Consider the following 20,848-nt stretch of genomic DNA (forward strand, 5'->3'; position numbering starts at 1 on the left):
ACCACATCACGGCCACAGGGAGTGACAGATGTCCGAGATCATGTATCGCACCGCCGATGTCGACGGGGTCAAGGTGTTCTATCGCGAGGCCGGTTCGCCCGGCGCGCCGAAACTGCTGCTGCTGCACGGCTTCCCGACCGCGGGACACATGTTCCGCGATCTGATCCCGCTTCTCGCGGACAAATTTCACATCGTGGCGCCGGACTTGCCCGGCTTCGGCCTGTCCGGCATGCCGCCGCGGGACGCGTTCAGCTACACCTTCGACCGCATCGCCGGCGTGATCGATCGCTTCACCGAGATAATCGGCTTCGACCGCTACGCGGTCTATGTGTTCGACTACGGCGCGCCGACCGGCTTCCGCCTCGCGCTCAAGCATCCGGAGCGGATCGCCGCGATCATCTCGCAGAACGGCAACGCCTATGAAGAAGGCCTCAGCGACGGCTGGAGCCCGATCAAGGCCTATTGGCAGGACCCGTCGCAGGTGAACCGCGATGCGCTGCGCGCCTTCCTGACGCCGGAGACCACGCGCTGGCAGTACACCCACGGCACCTCGGATCCGCAGGCGGTGTCGCCGGACGGACAGAACCTCGACAATTACTACATGGCGCGGCCCGGCGCGCATGACGTGCAGCTCGATCTGTTCGGCGACTACAAGAGCAACGTCGCGCTCTATCCGGCCTTCCAGTCCTACTTCCGCACCCACCAGCCGCCATTCCTCGCGGCGTGGGGCAAGAACGATCCATTCTTCCTGCCGCCGGGTGCGGAAGCGTTCAAGCGCGACAATCCGAACGCCGTCGTCAAGTTCTTCGACACCGGCCACTTCGCGCTGGAGACGCACGCAGCGGAAATCGCGCGGAGTATCCGCGAATTCCTGAGCCGCTGAGTCACCTCGCGCCGCTACGCGCCCGTGACGCGCCAGATCACGTTGCCGACATCGTCGGCGACCAGCAGCGATCCGTCCGGGCCGAGTGCGACGCCGACCGGACGGCCGTACGACACCTTCTCGTCTGGCGCAAGTAAGCCCGACAGGATGTCGCGCGCCGGCCCTGACGGACGGCCGTTCTCGAACGGCACGAACACTACCTTGTAGCCCGACAGCGTCGAGCGATTCCACGAGCCGTGCTGGCCGATCACCATGCCGTCGGGGAAGCCGGGCAGCGTGCCCCTGGGCATCCAGCACAGGCCGAGCGAAGCAGTGTGGCCGCCGAGCGCGTAGTCCGGCTGGATCGCCCTGGCGACCATCGCCGGATCCTGCGGCACGCGGTCATCGACCGTCTGCCCCCAGTAGCAATAAGGCCAGCCGTAGAAGCCGCCGTCGCGCACCGAGGTCAGATAATCCGGCGGCGTCTCGTCGCCGATGCCGTCGCGCTCGTTGACGACGGTCCACAGCACATTGGTGTTCGGCTCCCATGCGAGCCCGACCGGATTGCGCAGGCCGCCGGCGAAGATGCGGCTGGTGCCGGCGGCGAGATCGAGCTCATAGATCGCGGCACGGCCTTGCTCGACCTCCATGCCGTTCTCCGCGATGTTGCTGAGCGAGCCGACGCCGGCATAGAGCTTCTTGCCGTCGGCGCTCGGCAGCAGGCTGCGCGTCCAGTGCCCGTCGGGCTTGAAGGTGACGAGCTTGCGTCCCTCCGCAGTGATGCGATCGGCGCCCGCGGTGTAGGGAAATGCCACCACGCCGTCGGTGTTGCCGACATAGAAGGTATCGCCGATCAGCGCCATGCCGAACGGCTGGCGCAATCCTTCCATGAAGGCACCGCGGCTTTCGGCGACACCGTCACCGTCGCGATCGCGCAGCAGCGTGATGCGGTTGGCGCTGACGCCGAGCGCTGCGGCGCGGCGCATCGTCGCCTGCATCGCATAATGGAAGACGCTGCGCGGGGTGCCCGCGATCTGCGTCGCCTCGGCGATCAGCACATCGCCGTTCGGCAGCACGTTGATCCAGCGCGGATGATCGAGCCCTGACGCAAACGCGTTCACCTTGAGTCCGGGTGCTGTGGTCGGAAGCTGGCCCTTGTCCCAGCCGCGCGCCGTCGGCATCTTCAGCGTCGGGATCGCGCCCTGCGACTTCGCCGCCGGAATCTGCGGCGCGCTGCCCCAGGCGGGCGCGGGCTGTGCGCCCTGCATCCGCCGCCACGCCACGGCGCCGGCCCCGATCGCCGCGACGACGCGGGCAAAAACTCCAGACGTGCTCATGTACTTCCCCTGTTGGTCGCGCTTTGTGCTTGCGCGTTGTCGGCCGGCAAGCAGCATTGGCATAATGCCGGCCCTGATGACAGTAGTTATACGATCTTCGCAGCCGCACCCGAATCGGGGAGACTGACCGCACGCTCCCTTGTCAGAGCGTTTTCCTCCCTGAGACCTTGCCCGCCCCGGTCGGCGGGCTTCCTTTTCCGAAGCGCCCGGGCTTTCCAGGCCCGGCGGGCGCAGCCCGCCGCGGCACGTTATAGCCGGAAAAGCATAGCGGGCCTGCTACGCATTCTACCGGGCAGAGCGACGGCGCGGCCCGCGGAACGCAAGCCCCCTCACCAAATCCTGATCCCACCTCCGCGCAAATTCACCTTCGTCAGCCGCATGGCAGATCAGGAACGCCGGTCCGCGGCATCCGTTGGTCGCGACACCAGCAAGGAGTGTAAGAATGCAACGGAACACCAAGATCATGGCTCTGGCCGCCGCGTCGCTGATCGCAACGACGGCAGGTGCGTTCGCGCAAGGCTACTATCCTTACGGGAACCCCGGCCCGCGATACTATGGCGGCCCGCGCTATCAGACCTACGAGCCGCAGGTGATGTACAATCAGGTTCAACCGGGCTGGTATGGCGCGATGAATGGCACCAACCATCCGACGCCGAGTTCGACGCAGGGCGACGTCGGCCCTGAAGGGAACAACAACGGCACGCTGACCGGCGTCTACCGGCAGTGGTAGCCCACGCAAGAGTGAAGGCCCGTCGCTCGGATTGGGCGGCGGGCCTTTTGCTGTTCCTCACTCGGCCGTCATTGCTGACGATTACGCCGCTCAGGACGCTTTCACTTCACCATCGCGCCGTAGACGATGTCCTGCACGGTCTCACGATAATATTTGCGCAGCTCGCCGGGCGCTGCGGTTCCCACCACCACGACGAGGCGCTCCTTCGGATCGCAAACAAACTGCGTGCCATAGGCGCCGTTCCAGGTGAACTCGCCGGGATCGCCGGGCACCGACGACAGGCCCTCGCTGGTCCGCACCGCGACCGCGAGGCCGAAGCCGAAGCCTGCGCGATGCGGCTCGACCGCAGCGACGTTGTTCTTGATCTCGGGCCCGAGATGGTTCGACGTCATTAGGCGCACGGTGCTCGGGCTGAGGATGCGCTTGCCGTTGAGCTCGCCGCCATTCAGCAGCATCTGCCCGAAGCGCAGATAGTCGCCGACGGTGGCGAACGAGCAGGCGCCGCCGCAGTCGAATTTGGTCGGCGTGTCGAGCAGCTTGATCGCCTGCGGCTTGCCGGTGAGCGGATCGTTGGGGAAGGGGCGCGCCAGCCGGGCGCGCTGGGCATCGGCCGGGTGGAATGTTGCGTTCGTCATGCCGAGCGGCTTCCAGACGTTGGCTGCGAGATAGTCGCCGAGCCGCTGGCCGGACACCTTCTCGACCACCGCACCGAGCACGTCGATCGAGAAGCCGTATTCGAACTCGGTGCCGGGCTGATGCACCAGCGGCAGCTGGGTGATGCGATCGATGAAGGCCCCCGTGTCGCCCTCGACCGCAGGCGCCGTGCCGTCGGGATAGAGCCGCGCCAGCGCGCTCGAACTGTCGGGCCGGCCGCCATACATCAGGCCGGAGGTGTGGCGATAGAGATCGTGGATGAAGATCGGCTGCGCCTGCGGCTCCATCTTGAGCGATCCGTCGGCCTGCTGCACGCCGACCTTCATGTCGGCAAACGCCGGATAGTACTCGGCGACCTTGGCCTGCAACGGCAACCGGCCCTGCTCCATCAACGTGAGCCCCGCGACCGCCGCCATCGGCTTGGTCATCGACGCCAGCGCGAACACCGCGTCGATCGGCATCGGCGTGCCCTTGACCGGGTCGAGCTGGCCATAGGCCTTGTAGTGCACGAGCTTGCCGTCACGCGCGATTGCCACCACCGCGCCGGGCACCCGCTTGGCCGCGATCTCGCGCGCGAAGAAGTCGTCGAGCCGCGCCAGCCCCTGGTCCGAAAAGCCGACCTGGTGCGCCGAAGCCTCCGGCAGCGGCGGTGCGGCATGAGCAATGTTGAAAGCAAGACTCGTGGCGGCGGCAGCCGCGGCAATGACGATTCTTCGCATTGTTTCCTCACCGGGGATCGCGGGCGATGGTTATGGGTTCGCTGCCCGCACCGGCAGGATTAGATCACGCCGACAAAGCCGACAAGGCGTGGCGCCGCGCGGCGGTGTCTGCGGGCTGCATGCCTTCCCGGGTAAAGAACGGCTCGACCTCGTGCTCGAACGTCTTCAGAGCGGCGCCGATCGCCTGGTGCATGTCGAGATATTTGTAGGAGCCGAGCCGGCCACCGAAGATGACGTTCGGGTGCGCCGCCGTCATGGCATGGTAGGAGGCAAGCATGGCGCGGTCGGCTGCGGTGTTGATCGGATAATACGGCTCGTCGTTGCGGCCGGCGAAGCGGGGATATTCCCGGTAGATCGTGGTCCGCGCCCCGGCATGCGCGCGTTCCGGGTGCAGGTGCCTGAACTCGTGGATCCTTGTGAACGGCACCTCGGCGTCGGCATAGTTGATGACGGCAGCGCCCTGGAAATCGGCGACGTCGTGCACCTCGCGCGCGAAGTCGACGGTGCGCCAGCCGAGATGGCCGCTTGCATAGCCGAAGAAGCGGTCGATCGGCCCGGTATAGATCACAAGCTGCCGCGGGTTGATGCGGTCGGCGACATCGAAATAGTCGACGCCGAGCTCGACGGCGATCCTGGGATGCTCCAGCATCCGGCGGAAGATCGCGGTGTAGCCGTCGACCGGCATGCCCTCGTAGCGGTCGGCGAAGTAGCGATCGTCGAAGGTGAGACGGACCGGCAGGCGGCCGATGATGTCGGCGGAGAGCTCGCGCGGATCGGTCTGCCACTGCTTCTGCGTATAGCCGCGGATCAACAGATCGTAGAGCGTGCGGCCGACCGAGGCGATCGCCTTGTCCTCGAGATTGCCGATCCCGGCCGCGCCATGCGCCGCCGCCTCCGCCGCGATCACCGCGCGCGCCTGGTCCGGCGTCATGATGCGGCCGAACGCGGCGCACACCGTCGCAAGGTTGATCGGCATCGAATAGACGCGGCCGTTCGCCACCGTGAAGACGCGGTGCCGGTAGTCGGTGAAATAGGTGAAGCGCTGCAAATAGCGCCAGACGGTCTCGGAATTGGTGTGGAAGATATGGGTGCCGTAGCGGTGCACCTCGACGCCGCTGTCGGAATCGAGCTCCGAGTAGGCGTTGCCGCCGATATGCGGCCGGCGATCGAGCACGCAGACGCTGCGGCCGAGCTTGTTCGCCACCTGCTCGGCGATCACGGCGCCGAAGAAGCCCGCGCCCACCACGACGACGTCGAAGCTTTCAAGCTGCATCTGGCCCCCACGCGGGCCGGGCGATAGCCCGCCGCGACATCCCGACGGAGCTTCAACGGCGCTGGAGCCGACTTCCGGCGAAGAATTTGGTTAAGGCCACGATAATTCCGTGCCCGGAACCGCCGGCTCGGCCGTTCAATTGACAGCATGCGAAGCGACCGGATTTGTCCGCGCGCGCAGCAACAGCATTTTGCGCGGAGGCCCCATGTCCGTGATCTGCGTCCTGTATTCCAGCAACACCACCTATGATTCGCTCCGCGGCATCCTCGCGATGGCGGCCGCCGAGCTCGACCGGCTCGGGCACGAGGTCAAGATGCTCGACCTGCTGGCGCCGGATTTCTCGGCCCGGCTCAACGCGCTGCTGCCGCGGAAGGCCGAGACCATGGCGCTCGGCTTCTCCGGCATCGGGCTCGACATCCATACCAAGGACGGCCGGCTGTTCTGGGACGTCGCGCAGATCCCCGTTTTCACCTGGTTCTGCGACCATCCCTGCTATTTCGCCAAGCGTCACGGGCTCGAGAGCCGCTATGCCGCACATGGCTACGTGTTCCCGGACCACGCGGCGTTCAACCGCGATCACCTCGGCGCAAACGGCAGCGTGTTCGCGACCCATATGGGCATCCCCGACCCCGGCTTCTTCGGCGGCCTGCCGCCGGAGCAGCGCAACGGCCGGCTGATCTTCGCCAAGTCGGGCTGGAATCCGGTTGCGCTCGAGCGCAGCTGGCGCAAGACCATGCCGCCAAAGCTGTTCGCGCTGCTGTTCGACGCGATCGCCGAGGCGCAAGGCAAGACCTGCGGCGCGTTTCCCAGGATCATCGTCGACGTCGCCGCGCAGCATCTGGTCTATCTGAAGCCGGGCGGCGACCTGTTCAATGTGATCCTGACCCGGCTCGACAACTACACCAGGGGCGTGCGCACCCGCGAGGTCGGCGCGGTGCTCGCCGACTATCCGGTCGATTTCATCGGCGGCGGCTGGAGCGATCTCGACGTCAGCGGCCGTCCGGCCCGCGTGCTCGGCGCCATGACCTTCGATGCGATGCGCGAAGGCCTCGGCAGCTATCTCGGCGCGGTCTCGCTCAATCCCAATATCGACGGGTCGGTGCACGATCGGGTGTTCTTCGCGCTCGGCGCCGGCACCGTGCCGGTGTTCGACGCCAACCGCTTCTCGACCAGGGAGATGCCGCATCTCGCGCCCTACAGCTTCGGTCGGGAGACGACGAGCATCGCCGCCGCCGTCGAGGCCGTGCTGACCGATCCCGCAAGCGCGCAGGCGGCGACCGCGACCACGATGCGCGAACTCTATCCGCGCTTCTCGATGCAGCGCTCGGTGCAGGACATCCACGAGATCACGATGTCGATCGCGGGTGCCGCCGGCGCCAATCTGCTGCCGGCCGAGCCGGTGCCGGCCGGCGTCTGGACCCCGAAGCAGGCGGCCTGACCGCCAGCCATTTCCATGGCCGCGGCGCGCCGGCTGCGATACCCTGTGCCGGTCACCTCCGATCGGGTCCAGCATGAACCGCCGCGCGTTCGTTTCGGGACTGACTGTTGTCGCGACCCTCGCGGGCCTTGCCGCACCGGCGGCGGCCGACGGAAAGCGGGTGGCGCTGGTGATCGGCAACGGCGCCTACAAAAGCGTGCCGGCGCTATCGAATCCACCGACCGATGCCGGCGACATTGCCGCGGCGCTGAAGCGCCTCGGCTTCGCGGTGACGCTGATCACCAATGGCAGCTTCGACGAGATGCGGCGCGGCCTGATCGCGTTCGGGCACAATGCCGCCGGGGCCGACATGGCCGCGGTGTATTTTGCCGGTCACGGCATGGAGATCAACGGCGACAACTGGCTGATCCCGGTCGATGCCGAGCTGAAGCGCGACACCGACGCCGCCAATGAAGCGATCAGCCTGCAGAGCGTGATGCTGCAGGTCTCGAGCACCGGAAGTCTCGGCCTCGTCATCCTCGATGCCTGCCGCAACAATCCGTTCGCGGCGAAGATGAGCCGCTCGCTCGCGATGCGTGCGGCGACAACCAGCGGGCTCGGCCGCATCGAGCCGGTCGGCAACGTGCTGGTCGCCTATGCCGCACGCGACGGCACCACCGCGCTCGACGGCGACGGCCGCAACAGCCCGTTCGCCGCGGCGCTGTTGCGCAACATCGAGACGCCGGGCGTCGAGGTCACCTTCATGTTCCGCAACGTCCGCGACGACGTGATGGAGGCGACCCGCAACGAGCAGCAGCCCTTCGTCTACGGCTCGCTGTCGCGCAAGGCGATCTATCTGGCGGGCGCGCCGCCGGCCGAGACGGCGAAACAGGCGAACGCCGCGCCAGCCGCCGTGGCTCCGGCACTGCCGACGGCGCCGGCAATCCCAGCTGGCGCGATCGATCCCGCGTTGGTCGGCACCTGGGAGATCATGGTGGCAAGCGGCCGCGGCCAGTCGCGCTGGATCTGGCAGATCCTGGCCGACGGCACCTACAAATTCCACGCCGAGCCGTTCCGCTCGGCACAAGCCCATGAAGGCACCGTCACCTTCGTCAACGGCCGCTGGACGCTGCGTGCGCTGAAGGGACTGAGGAATTACAGCGACGCCGGCTCCTATGAAGTCCGCGACAGCATTGCCGTGATCACCGGCAAGCTCGGCACCGGCTCCTGGAAACGCAGCGGGGGGTGAGACGCCTTTCGCAATGCGACGGCCGGCGTCGCCCTCATAAGTCCAGTTCACCCGTCCCCGGATAGACCACCTTGCCGTCGCTCTGCACGACGGCGCCTTCGGTCAGGCGGGCGGGCTCCAGGCGCCCTTCCCCCATGATGTGGACGACGGTCTCTCCGGACGCGATGAGATAATCGGCGACGATGCGGCGGTGGCAGCGCCACCACACCGCTTCCGAGCACATCATCGCGCAGCGTTGCCGGTGGCCCTGGTCGCGCAGATGCTGCAGGCTCGCATGAAACTGCGGGGACAGCGCATAGTCGGCATAATTGTGAAAGCTCTCGTTGCTCCAGAAGCCGTTGACGGACGATGGCACGCTGCGCGCCTTGCCGCGGAGCCCGCCAAGATCGGCCAAATGCTCATACGAAATGCCCGCGGCGGCCAGCGGCTTGGGCAGCGTGTCCTTGTTGAACTGCGGATTGGTTCGCGACCTCGGCACCGTCCTGATGTCGACGACACGGTCGATCTCGGCCTCGGTGAGGAGCGCAACGAAATCCTCAAGATCGCGGTTGGAATGGCCGATCGTGAAGAACGGAAGCGCCACGCCGCCCTCGGCTACACATGTCGGAGAGCGCTGCCCTTATGGGCCGCGACGTGATCGGTCTTGTCGCTCTTGATCTCGTATTGCGGCTCGGCCTCCGAGGCGCGATGCGTGTGACCCTTGTAATCGAAATCGCTGGTGTGAACCGCGATGATGGTGCCCGAGACCCGGCCGGCCTCGGAATTCCATCCGACGTGATCGCCGACCTTGAATCTCCTGGCCATGTCGTACGCTCCAGCTTGATCGAGCATGCCGGCCGCCGTGGCGGGCCAACCTAACCGCCCCGACATATCTGGCTTCCCGACAATCGGCGGATCCGATGCAGGTTCCTGCCCCTCGCGCCTGTCACCAAACGGCGGCCGTGACATCGATGATGCGCCATTCAAAATAAAATCTCGAACCCGCATATCATTGAACTCGCTGCGATTTTCTCGCGTCGACAACCGGTCGACGAAAGCCGGATAAAGAGGTCATTTCCGAAGCTGTTTCAAATATTTAGGCTCTGGGCGCGCGGCTTCCGCGCGCCACGCCGACTTCACTTCAAATCGCTGTCGACCCTTGCGGGCGACAAGGCGAGAGCGCATCTCCTGGGTGACCAACGCAAAGTGTGCCTCAGATCAACCCATGATCAGTTCAGGACCGGCCCGCGAAGATTCAATCGAACCGGACAGGGCGCGAAGCGGACAAATCAGCCAGCGAAATGAATCAATGAGCTTCCTTCCGGGCTGAAACACTCAGCAACCGCAGAACGATGCGTAAACAATGTCGCGACTTGGTTTGGTTAACCGCTCGATTTGGGCCTCCCTATGGTTGTGCGGCTGAGGAGCTGCATCTAGTTTCCGCATCGGCCGGATTTCTCATGTTAGCTGCCTAAGGACGATTTTTTCGCGCAGCGCGGCGTTCACGCCCGCGCTGCCCAAGCGGCTCCCTTTTGGAACCGCCAGACCAGGAGACGACTGCAATGTCTACCTCTGCATCCCCGAAGCTCGCCGAATCGACCGCGCTCAATGAGGCCGTCAAGGCGCGGATGGCGCCGAAGCAGGCGGCGCAGGCAGCCCCGGTCGACATCACGGCCAATCCGGTCGCCAAGATCGTGTTCAATCCCGATGCCGCGCCGGAAGAGCGCAGCCGCCAGATCGGAGCGCTGCTCTCGCCGGACCTCGCGGAGGAGTGCAAGGCCTCGATCAAGCAGCTCGAGAGCTACAAGGAATATCTGGCGCAGCAGCGCACGCTGATGCAACGCAAGCTGATCGAGCTGTCGTCGACGACCGTGTTCGCCAAGATGAAGCAGACCTTCGCCGACATGAACAAGGGCGTGCTCGATTTCCGCGAGATGATCCGGCCGCTGGTCGACAATCTCGATGCGCTCTACACGCTGCGCACCGCCGGCGACAATGTCGTGCTGGATACCTTCGCGGAGATCGAGGAGGATCGCAAGCGCGAGGCCGAGTGGGAGCGCCGTACCGCGAAGGTCGAGTCCGAAGCGCGGCAGATCAACTCCGACAAGGACAAGCTCGATCGCGACATCGCGCAGCTGAAGACCCAGACCGGCCTGTTCGGCGGCATCAAGAAATCCGCGCAGGCCGAAATCGCCGCCAAGGAACTGCTGATCGCCAAGGGGATCGAGGCCCTGAAGAGCTGCCGCGACAAGGCGCAGGCGATCGTCACGGAGAAGGCCGAGCACGACGCCAAGCAGGGCAAGTTCAAGGCCGAGAAGGACCAGGTCCGCAAGATGCTCGACATCTCCGGCCCCGAGCACGTCAAGCGCGTCGAGGGCATCATCAAGGCGGCGCTCGACTACATCGACAAGTCGCAGGTCACGGTCTCGGAATTGCGCGACGAGCTCGGCGGCATCGAGGGGCAAGCCGACAAGCTGGTCAAGATCAACTCGCAGATGATCACCGTGGTCGCGATCCTCGACAAGGGCATCGACCTCGCCTGCACCGCGAACAAGGAGAAGGTGCAGGCGCTGTCGACCGCAAAGGACGGCGAGGATACGCTCGCCCGCCTCGAGCGCGAGCGCAAGAAGAACGATTTCGAGCGCCACGTCACCGCGCTGCTGGACAGCGGCCGCGGCACCAAGAAGACCGTGGCCGATCTCGAAAAGGACGCGGTCGACGCCAACACCTTCCACGACGCGCTCGGCAAGCAGAATGTCAATTTGCGCGAGCTCTCCAGCGACGGCATCGCGAGCGTCGCCACCAGCCTGAACACCACCATCCAGGCACTCAACAACTCGGCGCTCAACGAGGCCTCGGAGAGCGTGCGCGATTCGATGCGGGCGATGAATGCGGTGAGCGACGACGTCGCCAACAAGGAGGTCATCCGCCAGGCGCTGCAGGTCGACGAGGCATCCAAGCGGATCATGGAGAAGGTCGAGTCGATGTCGAACATCGCCGAATCGCTGCAGGCCGCCAACAAGCTGCGGGAAGACGGGCTCTCCAACATCCAGAGCCGGCTCGGAGAGCTCAGCGACGTCACCGCGACCGTCCGGGCGCGGCTGCAGGAGAGCATCGGCATGGACGCCAAGGATGCCGGCGCGCCGGCCGCTGCCGCGACGCCGAAACCGGTCGACGACAAGGAGATCACGTTCGGGCAGATCTGAGGCCCGCCTGCCGGACCGGCACGGCCGGTCCGGCCTTCTTGATGTGCAAGCCTCCTTGATGTGCAAGCCTCCTTGATGTGCAAGCCTGACCGATGGACATCCCAATGGCCGACAACTTCCTGATCACCGGAAGCGAGAAGCTCGCCGAGCGCAAGAACTTCAAGCTGGTCGGCTGCGCGGACAAGTTCGAGGAACTGTGCACCATCCTGACGCGGATGGAGGCCAACAGCGTGATCGTGTCCGGTCCGAGCGGCGTCGGCATCACCACGCTGGCGCAGGCGCTGCAGGCGCGCAAGGCCGACCCCGACGCGCCGTTCGACATCGTCAACAAGCGGCTGTTCTGGCTCGACACCGACGGCCTGTTCGGCCTCGGCGACAACGACGCCATCGTCAAGCAGTTCAAGACCATCTTCGCGAGGTTGAACCGCACGCCCGACAGCGTCCTGATCGTCGAGGACACGCTCGACCTGATCGATGCGCTGCGCAACAGCGGGCTGATGCACATTGTCAACGCGTTGACCGCGATGGTGAAGGCGAAGAAGACCCAGGTCTTCCTCGAGGTGCGCGAGGCCGACCTGACCCAGGTCCTCAAATGTCATTCCGACTTCCGCGATCACTTCACGCTGATGGACCTGACCGAGCCGGTCGGCGCCGAACTCGAGGAGATCGCGCTGCATGGCGCCAAGGACCTCGAGGAGAATTACGGGGTCCGGATCGATCCGGCGGCGGTCAGGGCGGCGATCGACATGTCGAGCAAGTACCGCTCGCTCGACACCGGCCTCACCGCGGCGCAGCCCGCGCGCACCCGCACCCTGCTCGACCGCGGCATGGCGCGCTATCTGTTGCGGGCGCATTCGACGCCGCCGCTGCTCGCGGAGCTCGAAGCCGAGCTCGCGCGCCTCACGGCCGGCGGATCGGCTTCCGGAAACGAGGAAAAGGCCGCCACCGTGCGCGCGGCCATCGCCCGCCACAAGGCCGAGTTCGCCGAACACCAGGCCAGAATCAAGGGCTATTACGCGGCGCAACGCGAGGGCGAGAAGTCGATCGCGCACATGGAGGCCCAGCTGCGCACCCTCGAGGAAGAGGAGAAGAAGCGCCACCTCGACGAGCCCGCGGGCAAGGCCTCCGCCGGCGATGCCGACTTCGACCTGATCGCCAGGGCGTCCGGCTATGCGACGCCCGAAATTCTCCAGCTGCGCGGCGAGATCGCGCGGACCCAGGCGGCCGTCGACGAGAACCGGGTGAAATACAAGGCCGTCACCAAGGAGATCAACGACCGGCTGCTGTTCACCGCAGACATGGTGATCGACGAGTTTTCGCTGATCTCCGGCATCGACGCCTCCAAGCTGAAGCAGAACGACGCCGTCAAGCTGCTCAATCTGCACGGCTCGCTGAAGCGGCGCGTGTTCGGCCAGGACGCGGTGCTCGATCATGTCGATCGTGCGGTCAAGGTCTGGCGGCGCGGCAGGCGCACCGACAAGCCGCTGCCGTTCCTGTTCTGCGGCGCCAGCGGCGTCGGTAAGACCGAGGTCTCCAAGGGATTGGCGGAGGCGCTGTTCGACACCGACAAGGCGCTGAACCGCTACGACATGGGCGAGTTCATGGAGAAGAACGACGTCACCAAGCTGATCGGCGCGCCTCCGGGCTATGACGGCTTCGCGGCCGGCGGCGAGATGACCAACTCGGTGCGGGCCAATCCGTATCAGGTCATGCTGTGGGACGAGATCGAGAAGGCCCATCCCGACATCTTCAACATCTGCCTCAACATCCTCGACGACGGCCGCTGCCGCGACAATCTGGGCCGCAAGGTCGAGTTCGGCGACGTGGTGATGCCGATGACCACCAATATCGGCGCGGACCATGCGCTGCGGGTCGGCACCGGTCCCGGCGATCTGACCCAGGAAGAGGCCTATGAACTCACCATCCGCGACCTCAAGAAGTCGTTCCGGACCGAATTCCTGAACCGCTTCGAGGGACGCGAGAACATCATCCTGTTCCACAAGCTCAACATGGAGACGATCGAGAAGATCGTGTTCCGCGAAATCTCGCGCATCAACGCCTTCTATGCGGCGCAATCGATCGAGGTACGCTTCCCCGAGGCCCAGTTGCGCGAGTTCTGCGACAAGACCTATTCGCCCGAGATCGGAGCCCGCGGGCTGCCCGGGCGCATCAAGCGCATCGAGGCCATGATCGTCGAGAAGACGATGGCGGATGCCGCCTTCAGCGGGACGCTCGACATCGGCTTCGATGCCGCGAGCCGCAATTTCACGTCGAACTGGATCGCCCATGACCGAAAAGCCGCATAACGACGCTGATGCGTTGCTGCACGGCATCGACAAGACGCTGTCCGACTTCAAGACCAAGGCCTATGAGGCCAAGAAGTCCTACGACCAGTCCGATCTCGGGCGCGCGCACCGCGAATTGACCATGCTCGGCCGGTTCTGGTCGCAGTTCGTCCGCTCCTGCGGCTGGATCTACCTGCAGCTGATCGCGCCGGTGACCTGGCGGATCTACCGCTTCCTGCGCTGGGCGTTCGCCGGCTACCGGGCGCTGTGGGCGCGCTGCGTCTACGCCAAGGACGCCTATGGCGATCCGGAATTCAGCAAGGCGCGCGGCGGAATCATGATCCTCGCAACGATCGCCGTCTGCTACCTCATCTATGGCGCGGCAACGGTCGCCGTGACCTTGCCCTGGTACCTCGCCACGGTTCAGCACGACGAGCAGCTCTATCTTTCCAACTCGCAGAATCTCTCCAGTTCGCAGACCGAAGGCCAGGAAGTCCACGAGGTCTACGGTTGCGAGACGCTGCCCTGCACCGAGCAGAACACCGTGACCTTCCGGGTGCGCGCGACCTGGTTCAACGAGATCTGGAGCGTGCTGCATCACGGCTCGCTGTTCTATCCCGGCTACGTCGCCGCGGCGGTCAGCCCGGTATTGAACCGCTGCATCATCACCTCCTACGGTATCCGCAGGAAATTCCTGGTGCGAACCTGGGAGCTCTATCCCGACCTCGTGCAGGTCGAATGCATGCCGACCGACGCCGGCGGCGGCAAGGACGGCAAGGTGATCGACAACAAGGACTATCGGTAGGACGCTAAGTCCGCCGCTTCACCGCTGTGATCTGCACGGCTCCGCCGCGCGGAGCCCGCTAGGGCGAAACGTGGTGCCCAGGGAGGGAATCACACGCAACCACCGACACGGGAACCTTTGTTTGTCCTTGCTAGGGTGGCGTGAGCGGCGGCATCATGGCGGAAAGTGCCACTCGCTCCCCCGTGAAAAACAAGGAATTTCTCGAGCCGACCACACGAAGGCCGACTGTTTGAACCCACGCCCGAGTTTCGCGTCAAGGTTGCTCAACCCGGCGCGGACTGCAGTCAGTCATTGAAAGGTATGCCCTGTGCCGGATCAGTCGGAAGCCCTGGCTCGGCGATGCCCGCGCAATTGCCCTGCCGCTTGCCACCCGCAAGCACCTCGTTGAGAAACGCAACAGCATCCGGGAAAGCAGCGTTCACGGTGCCATTGTGGGTGACGCCGGCATAAGTCTTCCACATCACGTCATTGCCGGCCGAGCACAAGGCAGCCACGGCGGCATATTGCCGGATCGGCGGCAGCACGGAATCAGCGAGACCCGTGCCAAGCAGAACAGGCACCGGCAGGCGCACCGGCCTCATGTCCGTCGGCGACGGAAAGCTCGCCTCAACCTTCCCAATCGGTTCAACATAGGCGTTATCCGCCGTGATGCCTTCCTTCTTTGCGATCGCGCGCATCTCGCCGGTACAGCTCTCTCGTGCCGCGCGCAGCACCAGTCTTCCTTTCTCCGTCACAAGCTTGTCGACGGGGGACGCCTCATCGGGAAGCGAGCCGCCGAGCATCATGAGCGTGAGGTAAATCGGCGAGCCGACCTTGAAAGGCTGCGCCGGCCGGTAAGGGCCGTCGGGAAAGGTCGACACCAGCCCTGTGGCGACGGTGGCGAGCAACGGCACATCGGGGGCATAGCTCGGTGCGACGGTCGTCGCGCCCAAAGCCGCGCCCGACCCCTGCGACTGGCCGCTGATGAAGACCTTCGCCGCGATCTTGTCGGCATGTGCAGCAAGCGCGGCACGGACGGCGTCGAGCACGGAACGCCCCTCCGCCGCCCATATGAGATAAGGATGCGGTCCTGGCCCGCCGAGACCCTGATAGTCCGTGGCGACGACAGCGAAGCCGCTCTCCAGCCATCTCTCGATGTATGTGGCGTCGCGCGGCTTGTGCCCGGTCCAGGAAGGCGCGCAGCTATCCGCAATGCCCAGCGTACCGTGCGCCCAGGCGACCAGGGGCCAGCCTCCGGCGGGGGGCTCTCCGGCGGGCAGATAGAGCGTTCCACTCACGGGTACGATTCCAGCGTGCCAGCGAAGGTCGGTCGAACTGTAGAGAATGCGAACAGCAAGAGACGCTTTCGCGATTTCCGGTTGGGCCGGCATCGGCTCCTCGCGCAGCATCACGCCGGGGCGCGACGGCAGCGCTTCGGTCCAACGATAGAAAGGAGACAGGTCCCGATCGCCCCATTGCGGACCGATCGGCAATGTGGAGCTTCCCGCATGCGCCTGAGAGAGTCCCAGCACCGCAAAGATGGCGATCGTTATGGCTGACTTCAATTCCGCACCTCACGATATTGAGTATTCGGTCCCTTGGGACCTGGAGTTTTTTCACCTGCCTTGGCCCACGCAATTGTCGGCTCCTTATCGAGCGGCGGTCCTGACGGCCTCTTCGTGTGCCGCACGGAGAAGGCCGAGAATGTAGCCATTCGCGAACGCGAAGCCCATCACGTAGCCGGGATCATCGGGGTGATAGGGGCTGTGATCAGCGAGCAAGGAGCCTTCCCAGCCGGTGTCGCGCAGCAGGCGAATGATGTTGAACAGGTTCACGTCGCCCTCGTCGTGGTAGACCTCGACGAAGTTGTTTTGACCGCCGCGTACATTGCGGAAATGGATCTGGTGAACCTTCTTTCTCTCCAGCAAGCCGTACAGAAGCGCGAACTGGTCATCACCGGCCGGCATCGATTCGCGTGAGACACCGGTGTCGTACTGGAAGCCGTTGTTCGGAGAATCGTAGAGCTTCTCGTATTTCAGCAGCGCAGCCGCGTAATCGCCGGCATCAAAGCTGTCGACGCCGAGATAGCCTCGTGGCAGGCCGCCCGGATCGTAGGGATGGCAGGCCATCTTGACGCCGCTTTCGATCGCAACCGGAATAACGCGCGACGCCCAGGTTTGCAGGCGCTCCCAATACTCATCGGAGGACACACGACCCGCGGGTGTCGGCGGCAGTTCGCGCCAATTGTCCTCCAGCTTGAACGCATGATATTCCGAGCCGCCGCGGCCGGGAACCTTCTGATTGCGGCGGATAGGGGTGAGATTCCAGTGGTAGCTGATGATCTTGACACCGGCGCGACCCGCAGTGCGGACGTTCTCGCAAATCAGATCCAAGTAGCGGTCGCGTTCCGGACCCGGCGTCATGGCGATGTACGCCGAATCCATCCGGACGCTTTCCCAGCTTAGATCGTTCTTTTGCAGAGTGTCCTGAATGCGCATCATGCCTTCGAGACTCCACCGCGTGGTCGGCTGAAGCCGGGCGCCTCCCATACCGGTGCCGAGCGCCTGGGCGCGCGCCACAGCCGCTTCATTGGGCGCATCGTTTCCGAAAACGTCGGGAGCCGCGCTCTTTGTTTCCAGCGAGATGTCGAGATATCGAATGCCCCAGCGCTGATGCCATTGCATGTTCTGGCGCGACGTCACCGGCCCCTTGTCGAAGTTGCGCTGGCCACCCAGCCTGATCTTGTCGTTGACACGCACCGGCAGCGGAGGGACCGCCCCGTTGCTTGCCCCTGGCGCCGCAATGGCAGGAACCGACACCGCGGCGCCTGCGGCTCCGGCCAGCAGAGCCTTGGCAAAATCTCGCCTGTCCATCCGTTACTCCTTCAGCGCGGCAAGTCGGCCGCGCGGCCGTCAAGAAAGCGATTTCAGCAACAGCGTTGCGATCACGATCATGATCGCGCCGCCGACGCGGGTGGCGATCTGGGCGAAGGCCATCAACCCCATGCGATCGGCAGCACCGAGAATGGCAACATCGCCGGTGCCGCCGAGGCCCGAGTGGCAGGCCGTCACGATCGCGGCCTCGACGGGATACATGTTCAGCCACCTGCCGACGTAAAATCCTGACGAGATCATCGCCAGCACCGTGGCCGTGCAGATCATGACGTAGCCAAGGTTGAACGAGGCGACGAGCTGCTCCCATTTGACCAGCAATGCTCCCATCGCAACCAGGATGGCGAAGGTCAGGTTCGTCGACATGAACTTGTTGATCTGATAAGCGCCGAGCTCCATCTCGGTCGGCAACATCTTGGTCAGCTTCAGTGCCACCGCAGCGATGATCATCATGATGGGGCCAGGAATGCCCGTGAAGGGTGCCAAGGTCATGCCGAGTACGAACAACGCGCACGACAGCACGATACCGGCACCAAGCAGCCCGAGATCGATCGGACGGTCTGGCCGCGCCTCGCCGAGGATGTCGCCGTCTCCGGTTTTGACCAGCATACCCTGGCCATTGAGATCGCGGCGCGTTTCGCCAAGACGCGCGAGCAGTCCGGCGCAGACGATCGCAACCACGTTGCCGAGCAGCGCTGCCGGCACCATGTGCGCGACGAGGTCAGCCTGTGGCCGCTGCAAAATCTCCGAGTACGCAATGGACAGCGGCAACACGCCTTCGGCAAGGCCGCCACCGACGATCGGGATGATGATGAAGAAGAAGGTGTCTTTCGGGCTATAGCCAAACAGCAATCCCACCACGATGCCGGCGGACACGGCGGCAATTGTCCCGATCAGGAGCGGGACGAACATGCGGATAAAGCCTTGAACCAGCACACGATAGGGCATGCCGAGAATCGAGCCCGCGACGAGGCAGGCAATGAAGAAATATTGAAAATTGGCGGTGCGAAACGTGGTCGTGATTGCCTTCAGGGCTTCATCCGGCATCAGACCGTAGCTCACCAAGGCTGCTGGAACGAACAGACAGAGAATCGCAGTACCACCGATTTGCTTCAGGACGGGTATTGTCTGGCCCAGCTTGCCGAGCAGAAAGCCGAGCAGCATCAGCACCGACAGTCCGCCGATCACATCATTCGGCAGCTTTTTGAAATAGACGGCAGCAGCACAGACGGCCATCGCAGCAACGTAGATGCCGATCGGTAACGGGCCGATCTTGAGCGCGGCGAGCCTCGTCGGAGCGGCTGTTTCCGGCGCCTCAACCGGGCGATACGTCGTGTCTACCAAGGGTCCCTCCACTGTTTATCGTTCGTTTGTGGCGCGGCGGACTGGACCGGCTCCAAGGTCTTGCAATTCAAAACATCCATGGATTTGCCGCGCGATGCCGCGCTTCGAATTCGCGGATGTCGTCGGCGAAGGCGAGTGTGGAGCCGATGAAATCGCGGCCGGTCAGAAAGGCCTCCTTCCTCGCCTGCTCGATCTCGAATGTGATCGAGCGGAGACCGCGGTCGAACCGGATCGTCTGCGCCGCGAGGTCGATGGTGACATCATTGCGCGCGCGGTCGGTCACAACGGTGGCGAGCTCGCTCACCACGCCGGGGTCGAGCGAAATCGTCAGGAGACCGTTGTTGGCACAATTGTCGTTGAAGATACCCGCGAAGCTGGTGCCGATCAGCGCGCGAATGCCAAGTTGCTGGAGACCCCAGACGGCGTGCTCGCGGCTCGACCCGCAGCCGAAGTTCGGACCCACCACAAGAAAGCAAGCGTCGCGATAGCCCTGCTGGTTCAGAATGAATTCCGGATTGGGCCTGCCCGCGCTAAAGCGCAGCAGGTTGAAGGCTCCCTCGCCAAGCCCGCTGCGATCCACGCCTTTGAGGAACATCTTCGGCTATGATGACGTCTGTGTCGACGTTCGGCACCATTATGGGCGCGGCCGTGCCGGTCACTTGATCGAAGGGCTTCATTGATGCGGCCCGCGCAGGAGACGACGCACGTCGGTGATGTGTCCGGTCACGGCCGCCGCGGCCACCATCGCCGGGCTCATTAGGTGTGTGCGCGCACCCGGCCCCTGGCGGCCTTCGAAGTTGCGGTTGGTTGAGGATGCGCACCGCTCGCCCGGCTTGAGCACATCGTCATTCATCGCAAGGCACATCGAGCAGCCGGATTGCCGCCATTCAACCCCAGCGTCGGTGAACACTTTGGCCAGGCCTTCAGCCTCCGCCTGCGCCCTGATCTGGGTCGAACCAGGCACTACGATCGCCCGCACGCCGTTCGCAACACGGCGCCCGCGAAAGATTTCGGCCGCATCGCGCAAGTCTTCGATGCGCGAATTCGTGCAGGAGCCGATGAAGGCGAAGTCGATCGGAACCGATTGAATAGGAACACCGGGCGTCAGGCCCATATAGCTCAGTGCACGCGCGGCTGCCGCCTTGCGGTCGGGTGCAGCCTGCGCGGGATCGGGAACGTTCTCCGTCACCCCGATCGCCTGGTCAGGGCTGGTGCCCCAGGTTACGAGTGGCGAGACCTCCGATACGTCGAGCGCGACCTCGCGGTCGAATCGGGCGCCCGGATCCGAGGCCAGTGTCAGCCAGCTCTTGGCCGCTTGCTCCCACATCTCGCCCTTCGGCGAGCGAGGGCGGCCTTTGAGATAGTCCAGCACCTTTTGATCCGGCGCGATCACGACACCACGCGCGCCGCCCTCGACAATCATGATGGACATCACGATGCGGCCCTCGACGCTCATATTCGAGACGACGTGGCCGCTGAACTCCACTGCGTAGCCGGTCGCGCCGTCGGCGCCGATCCGCCGGATGACCTCCATTACGATGTCCTTGGGCGTGACGCCGAGCGGGATAGATCCGGTCAGATGCACGCGCATCGTCTTGAGGCGGCGGTAGCGGACCGTCGAGGTCGCCAGATAGTGCTCGATGTCTGATGTTCCGATGCCGTAGCCGAGAGCACCAAAGGCTCCGTATGCCGTGCTGTGGCTGTCGCCCGCAGCGATCACCATACCGGGCATAACCAGCCCCTGCTCGGGAGCAACCACATGCTCGATGCCCTGGCGCGGGTCGAGGATATCGAAATATTCGATGCCGAAGTCCCTGGCGTTCTCTGCGAAATAGTCGACCTGTCGCGCCGCGCTCGGGTCCGGCATGGCGAGGGTCCGATGTGCGGCGGTGGGGTTGACGTGGTCAACCACCATCAGGGCAGCTTTGGGGTTCCACACCTTGCGTCCGGCCGCCCGCAGCCCGGCAAAAGCCTGAGGACTGGTATATTCGTTGAGCACGGTGCGGTCGACATAGAGCAACACGAGACCGGAATCATCGAGATTGCGAACGACGTGGGCGTCGATCAGCTTGTCATACAGCGTGCGCGCGACCATCGCGCTTTCCTCCGAAAAAGCTC

General features: G+C 64.5%; 17 protein-coding genes. 7 read left to right on the forward strand and 10 right to left on the reverse strand.

What is annotated here, in order from left to right:
* Positions 1–28: 28 nt before the first annotated feature.
* Positions 29–883 (forward strand): alpha/beta fold hydrolase, encoded by an 855-nt coding sequence (locus ACVW17_RS03640; RefSeq protein ID WP_456750504.1) that lies wholly within the window; start codon positions 29–31, stop codon positions 881–883.
* A gap of 14 nt (positions 884–897) precedes the next feature.
* Here the strand turns inward: ACVW17_RS03640 and ACVW17_RS03645 are convergent, their stop codons facing one another.
* A complete protein-coding gene (locus ACVW17_RS03645; RefSeq protein WP_456750505.1) occupies positions 898–2,199 on the reverse strand; it encodes a PQQ-dependent sugar dehydrogenase in 1,302 nt (433 codons plus the stop codon).
* Between the two features lie 442 nt (positions 2,200–2,641).
* Here ACVW17_RS03645 and ACVW17_RS03650 point away from each other — a divergent pair, with 442 nt between their 5' ends.
* Positions 2,642–2,929, forward strand: coding sequence for a hypothetical protein (locus tag ACVW17_RS03650; RefSeq protein WP_456750506.1), 288 nt, complete (start codon positions 2,642–2,644; stop codon positions 2,927–2,929).
* A gap of 101 nt (positions 2,930–3,030) precedes the next feature.
* Here the strand turns inward: ACVW17_RS03650 and ACVW17_RS03655 are convergent, their stop codons facing one another.
* On the reverse strand, positions 3,031–4,302 hold the full coding sequence (locus tag ACVW17_RS03655) for a serine hydrolase domain-containing protein (protein WP_456750507.1): 1,272 nt from the start codon (positions 4,300–4,302) through the stop codon (positions 3,031–3,033).
* Positions 4,303–4,366: 64 nt separating this feature from the next.
* The gene (gene glf / locus ACVW17_RS03660) at positions 4,367–5,575 is read right to left on the reverse strand and encodes a UDP-galactopyranose mutase (RefSeq protein ID WP_456750508.1); all 1,209 of its coding nucleotides are present in this window, start codon (positions 5,573–5,575) and stop codon (positions 4,367–4,369) included.
* A 205-nt stretch (positions 5,576–5,780) separates the two neighbouring features.
* Here glf and ACVW17_RS03665 point away from each other — a divergent pair, with 205 nt between their 5' ends.
* Together ACVW17_RS03665 and ACVW17_RS03670 are read left to right on the forward strand one after the other, a co-directional pair.
* The gene (locus ACVW17_RS03665) at positions 5,781–7,013 is read left to right on the forward strand and encodes a hypothetical protein (protein WP_456750509.1); all 1,233 of its coding nucleotides are present in this window, start codon (positions 5,781–5,783) and stop codon (positions 7,011–7,013) included.
* 73 nt (positions 7,014–7,086) lie between these two features.
* The gene (locus tag ACVW17_RS03670) at positions 7,087–8,241 is read left to right on the forward strand and encodes a caspase family protein (RefSeq protein ID WP_456796784.1); all 1,155 of its coding nucleotides are present in this window, start codon (positions 7,087–7,089) and stop codon (positions 8,239–8,241) included.
* A gap of 34 nt (positions 8,242–8,275) precedes the next feature.
* Here ACVW17_RS03670 and ACVW17_RS03675 read toward each other — a convergent pair whose 3' ends face one another.
* Positions 8,276–8,824 carry a DUF488 domain-containing protein gene (locus ACVW17_RS03675; protein WP_456750511.1) on the reverse strand — a complete coding sequence of 183 codons (549 nt, stop codon included), beginning with the start codon at positions 8,822–8,824 and terminating at the stop codon, positions 8,276–8,278.
* Positions 8,825–8,835: 11 nt separating this feature from the next.
* Complete coding sequence (locus ACVW17_RS03680) at positions 8,836–9,045, reverse strand: DUF2945 domain-containing protein (protein WP_456750512.1); 210 nt, start codon at positions 9,043–9,045, stop codon at positions 8,836–8,838.
* A 737-nt stretch (positions 9,046–9,782) separates the two neighbouring features.
* Here ACVW17_RS03680 and ACVW17_RS03685 point away from each other — a divergent pair.
* From ACVW17_RS03685 to ACVW17_RS03695, 3 genes are all read left to right on the forward strand, one after another.
* Positions 9,783–11,426 carry a hypothetical protein gene (locus tag ACVW17_RS03685; RefSeq protein WP_456796785.1) on the forward strand — a complete coding sequence of 548 codons (1,644 nt, stop codon included), beginning with the start codon at positions 9,783–9,785 and terminating at the stop codon, positions 11,424–11,426.
* Positions 11,427–11,530: 104 nt separating this feature from the next.
* Positions 11,531–13,732: an AAA family ATPase gene (locus ACVW17_RS03690; RefSeq protein ID WP_456796786.1), complete on the forward strand. Its 2,202-nt coding sequence runs from the start codon at positions 11,531–11,533 to the stop codon at positions 13,730–13,732.
* Positions 13,713–14,516 (forward strand): hypothetical protein, encoded by an 804-nt coding sequence (locus ACVW17_RS03695; RefSeq protein WP_456750514.1) that lies wholly within the window; start codon positions 13,713–13,715, stop codon positions 14,514–14,516. Before ACVW17_RS03690 ends, ACVW17_RS03695 begins: the two co-directional genes overlap by 20 nt.
* Before the next feature lie 284 nt (positions 14,517–14,800).
* Here the strand turns inward: ACVW17_RS03695 and ACVW17_RS03700 are convergent, their stop codons facing one another.
* The 5 genes from ACVW17_RS03700 to leuC all read right to left on the reverse strand — a co-directional run bounded on the left by ACVW17_RS03700 (position 14,801) and on the right by leuC (position 20,825).
* The gene (locus ACVW17_RS03700) at positions 14,801–16,060 is read right to left on the reverse strand and encodes a lipase family protein (RefSeq protein ID WP_456750515.1); all 1,260 of its coding nucleotides are present in this window, start codon (positions 16,058–16,060) and stop codon (positions 14,801–14,803) included.
* Positions 16,061–16,144: 84 nt separating this feature from the next.
* The gene (locus ACVW17_RS03705; RefSeq protein ID WP_456750516.1) at positions 16,145–17,368 is read right to left on the reverse strand and encodes a mannonate dehydratase; all 1,224 of its coding nucleotides are present in this window, start codon (positions 17,366–17,368) and stop codon (positions 16,145–16,147) included.
* A gap of 39 nt (positions 17,369–17,407) precedes the next feature.
* On the reverse strand, positions 17,408–18,742 hold the full coding sequence (locus ACVW17_RS03710; protein WP_456750517.1) for a 2-hydroxycarboxylate transporter family protein: 1,335 nt from the start codon (positions 18,740–18,742) through the stop codon (positions 17,408–17,410).
* A 55-nt stretch (positions 18,743–18,797) separates the two neighbouring features.
* On the reverse strand, positions 18,798–19,310 hold the full coding sequence (gene leuD, locus ACVW17_RS03715; protein ID WP_456796787.1) for a 3-isopropylmalate dehydratase small subunit: 513 nt from the start codon (positions 19,308–19,310) through the stop codon (positions 18,798–18,800).
* Positions 19,311–19,403: 93 nt separating this feature from the next.
* Positions 19,404–20,825 carry a 3-isopropylmalate dehydratase large subunit gene (gene leuC / locus ACVW17_RS03720; protein WP_456750519.1) on the reverse strand — a complete coding sequence of 474 codons (1,422 nt, stop codon included), beginning with the start codon at positions 20,823–20,825 and terminating at the stop codon, positions 19,404–19,406.
* Positions 20,826–20,848 lie beyond the last annotated feature (23 nt).

This window comes from Bradyrhizobium sp. USDA 4473, assembly GCF_054063335.1.

What these genes read in the sequence shown, in the direction of transcription:
- ACVW17_RS03695 (WP_456750514.1), top strand. Translation starts at nt 13,713, where the DNA reads ATGACCGAAAAGCCGCATAACGACGCTGATGCGTTGCTGCACGGCATC.
- glf (WP_456750508.1), bottom strand. Translation starts at nt 5,575, where the DNA reads ATGCAGCTTGAAAGCTTCGACGTCGTCGTGGTGGGCGCGGGCTTCTTC.
- ACVW17_RS03685 (WP_456796785.1), top strand. Translation starts at nt 9,783, where the DNA reads ATGTCTACCTCTGCATCCCCGAAGCTCGCCGAATCGACCGCGCTCAAT.
- ACVW17_RS03670 (WP_456796784.1), top strand. Translation starts at nt 7,087, where the DNA reads ATGAACCGCCGCGCGTTCGTTTCGGGACTGACTGTTGTCGCGACCCTC.
- ACVW17_RS03665 (WP_456750509.1), top strand. Translation starts at nt 5,781, where the DNA reads ATGTCCGTGATCTGCGTCCTGTATTCCAGCAACACCACCTATGATTCG.
- ACVW17_RS03680 (WP_456750512.1), bottom strand. Translation starts at nt 9,045, where the DNA reads ATGGCCAGGAGATTCAAGGTCGGCGATCACGTCGGATGGAATTCCGAG.
- ACVW17_RS03655 (WP_456750507.1), bottom strand. Translation starts at nt 4,302, where the DNA reads ATGCGAAGAATCGTCATTGCCGCGGCTGCCGCCGCCACGAGTCTTGCT.
- ACVW17_RS03640 (WP_456750504.1), top strand. Translation starts at nt 29, where the DNA reads ATGTCCGAGATCATGTATCGCACCGCCGATGTCGACGGGGTCAAGGTG.
- ACVW17_RS03645 (WP_456750505.1), bottom strand. Translation starts at nt 2,199, where the DNA reads ATGAGCACGTCTGGAGTTTTTGCCCGCGTCGTCGCGGCGATCGGGGCC.
- ACVW17_RS03650 (WP_456750506.1), top strand. Translation starts at nt 2,642, where the DNA reads ATGCAACGGAACACCAAGATCATGGCTCTGGCCGCCGCGTCGCTGATC.
- ACVW17_RS03705 (WP_456750516.1), bottom strand. Translation starts at nt 17,368, where the DNA reads ATGGACAGGCGAGATTTTGCCAAGGCTCTGCTGGCCGGAGCCGCAGGC.
- leuC (WP_456750519.1), bottom strand. Translation starts at nt 20,825, where the DNA reads ATGGTCGCGCGCACGCTGTATGACAAGCTGATCGACGCCCACGTCGTT.
- ACVW17_RS03690 (WP_456796786.1), top strand. Translation starts at nt 11,531, where the DNA reads ATGGCCGACAACTTCCTGATCACCGGAAGCGAGAAGCTCGCCGAGCGC.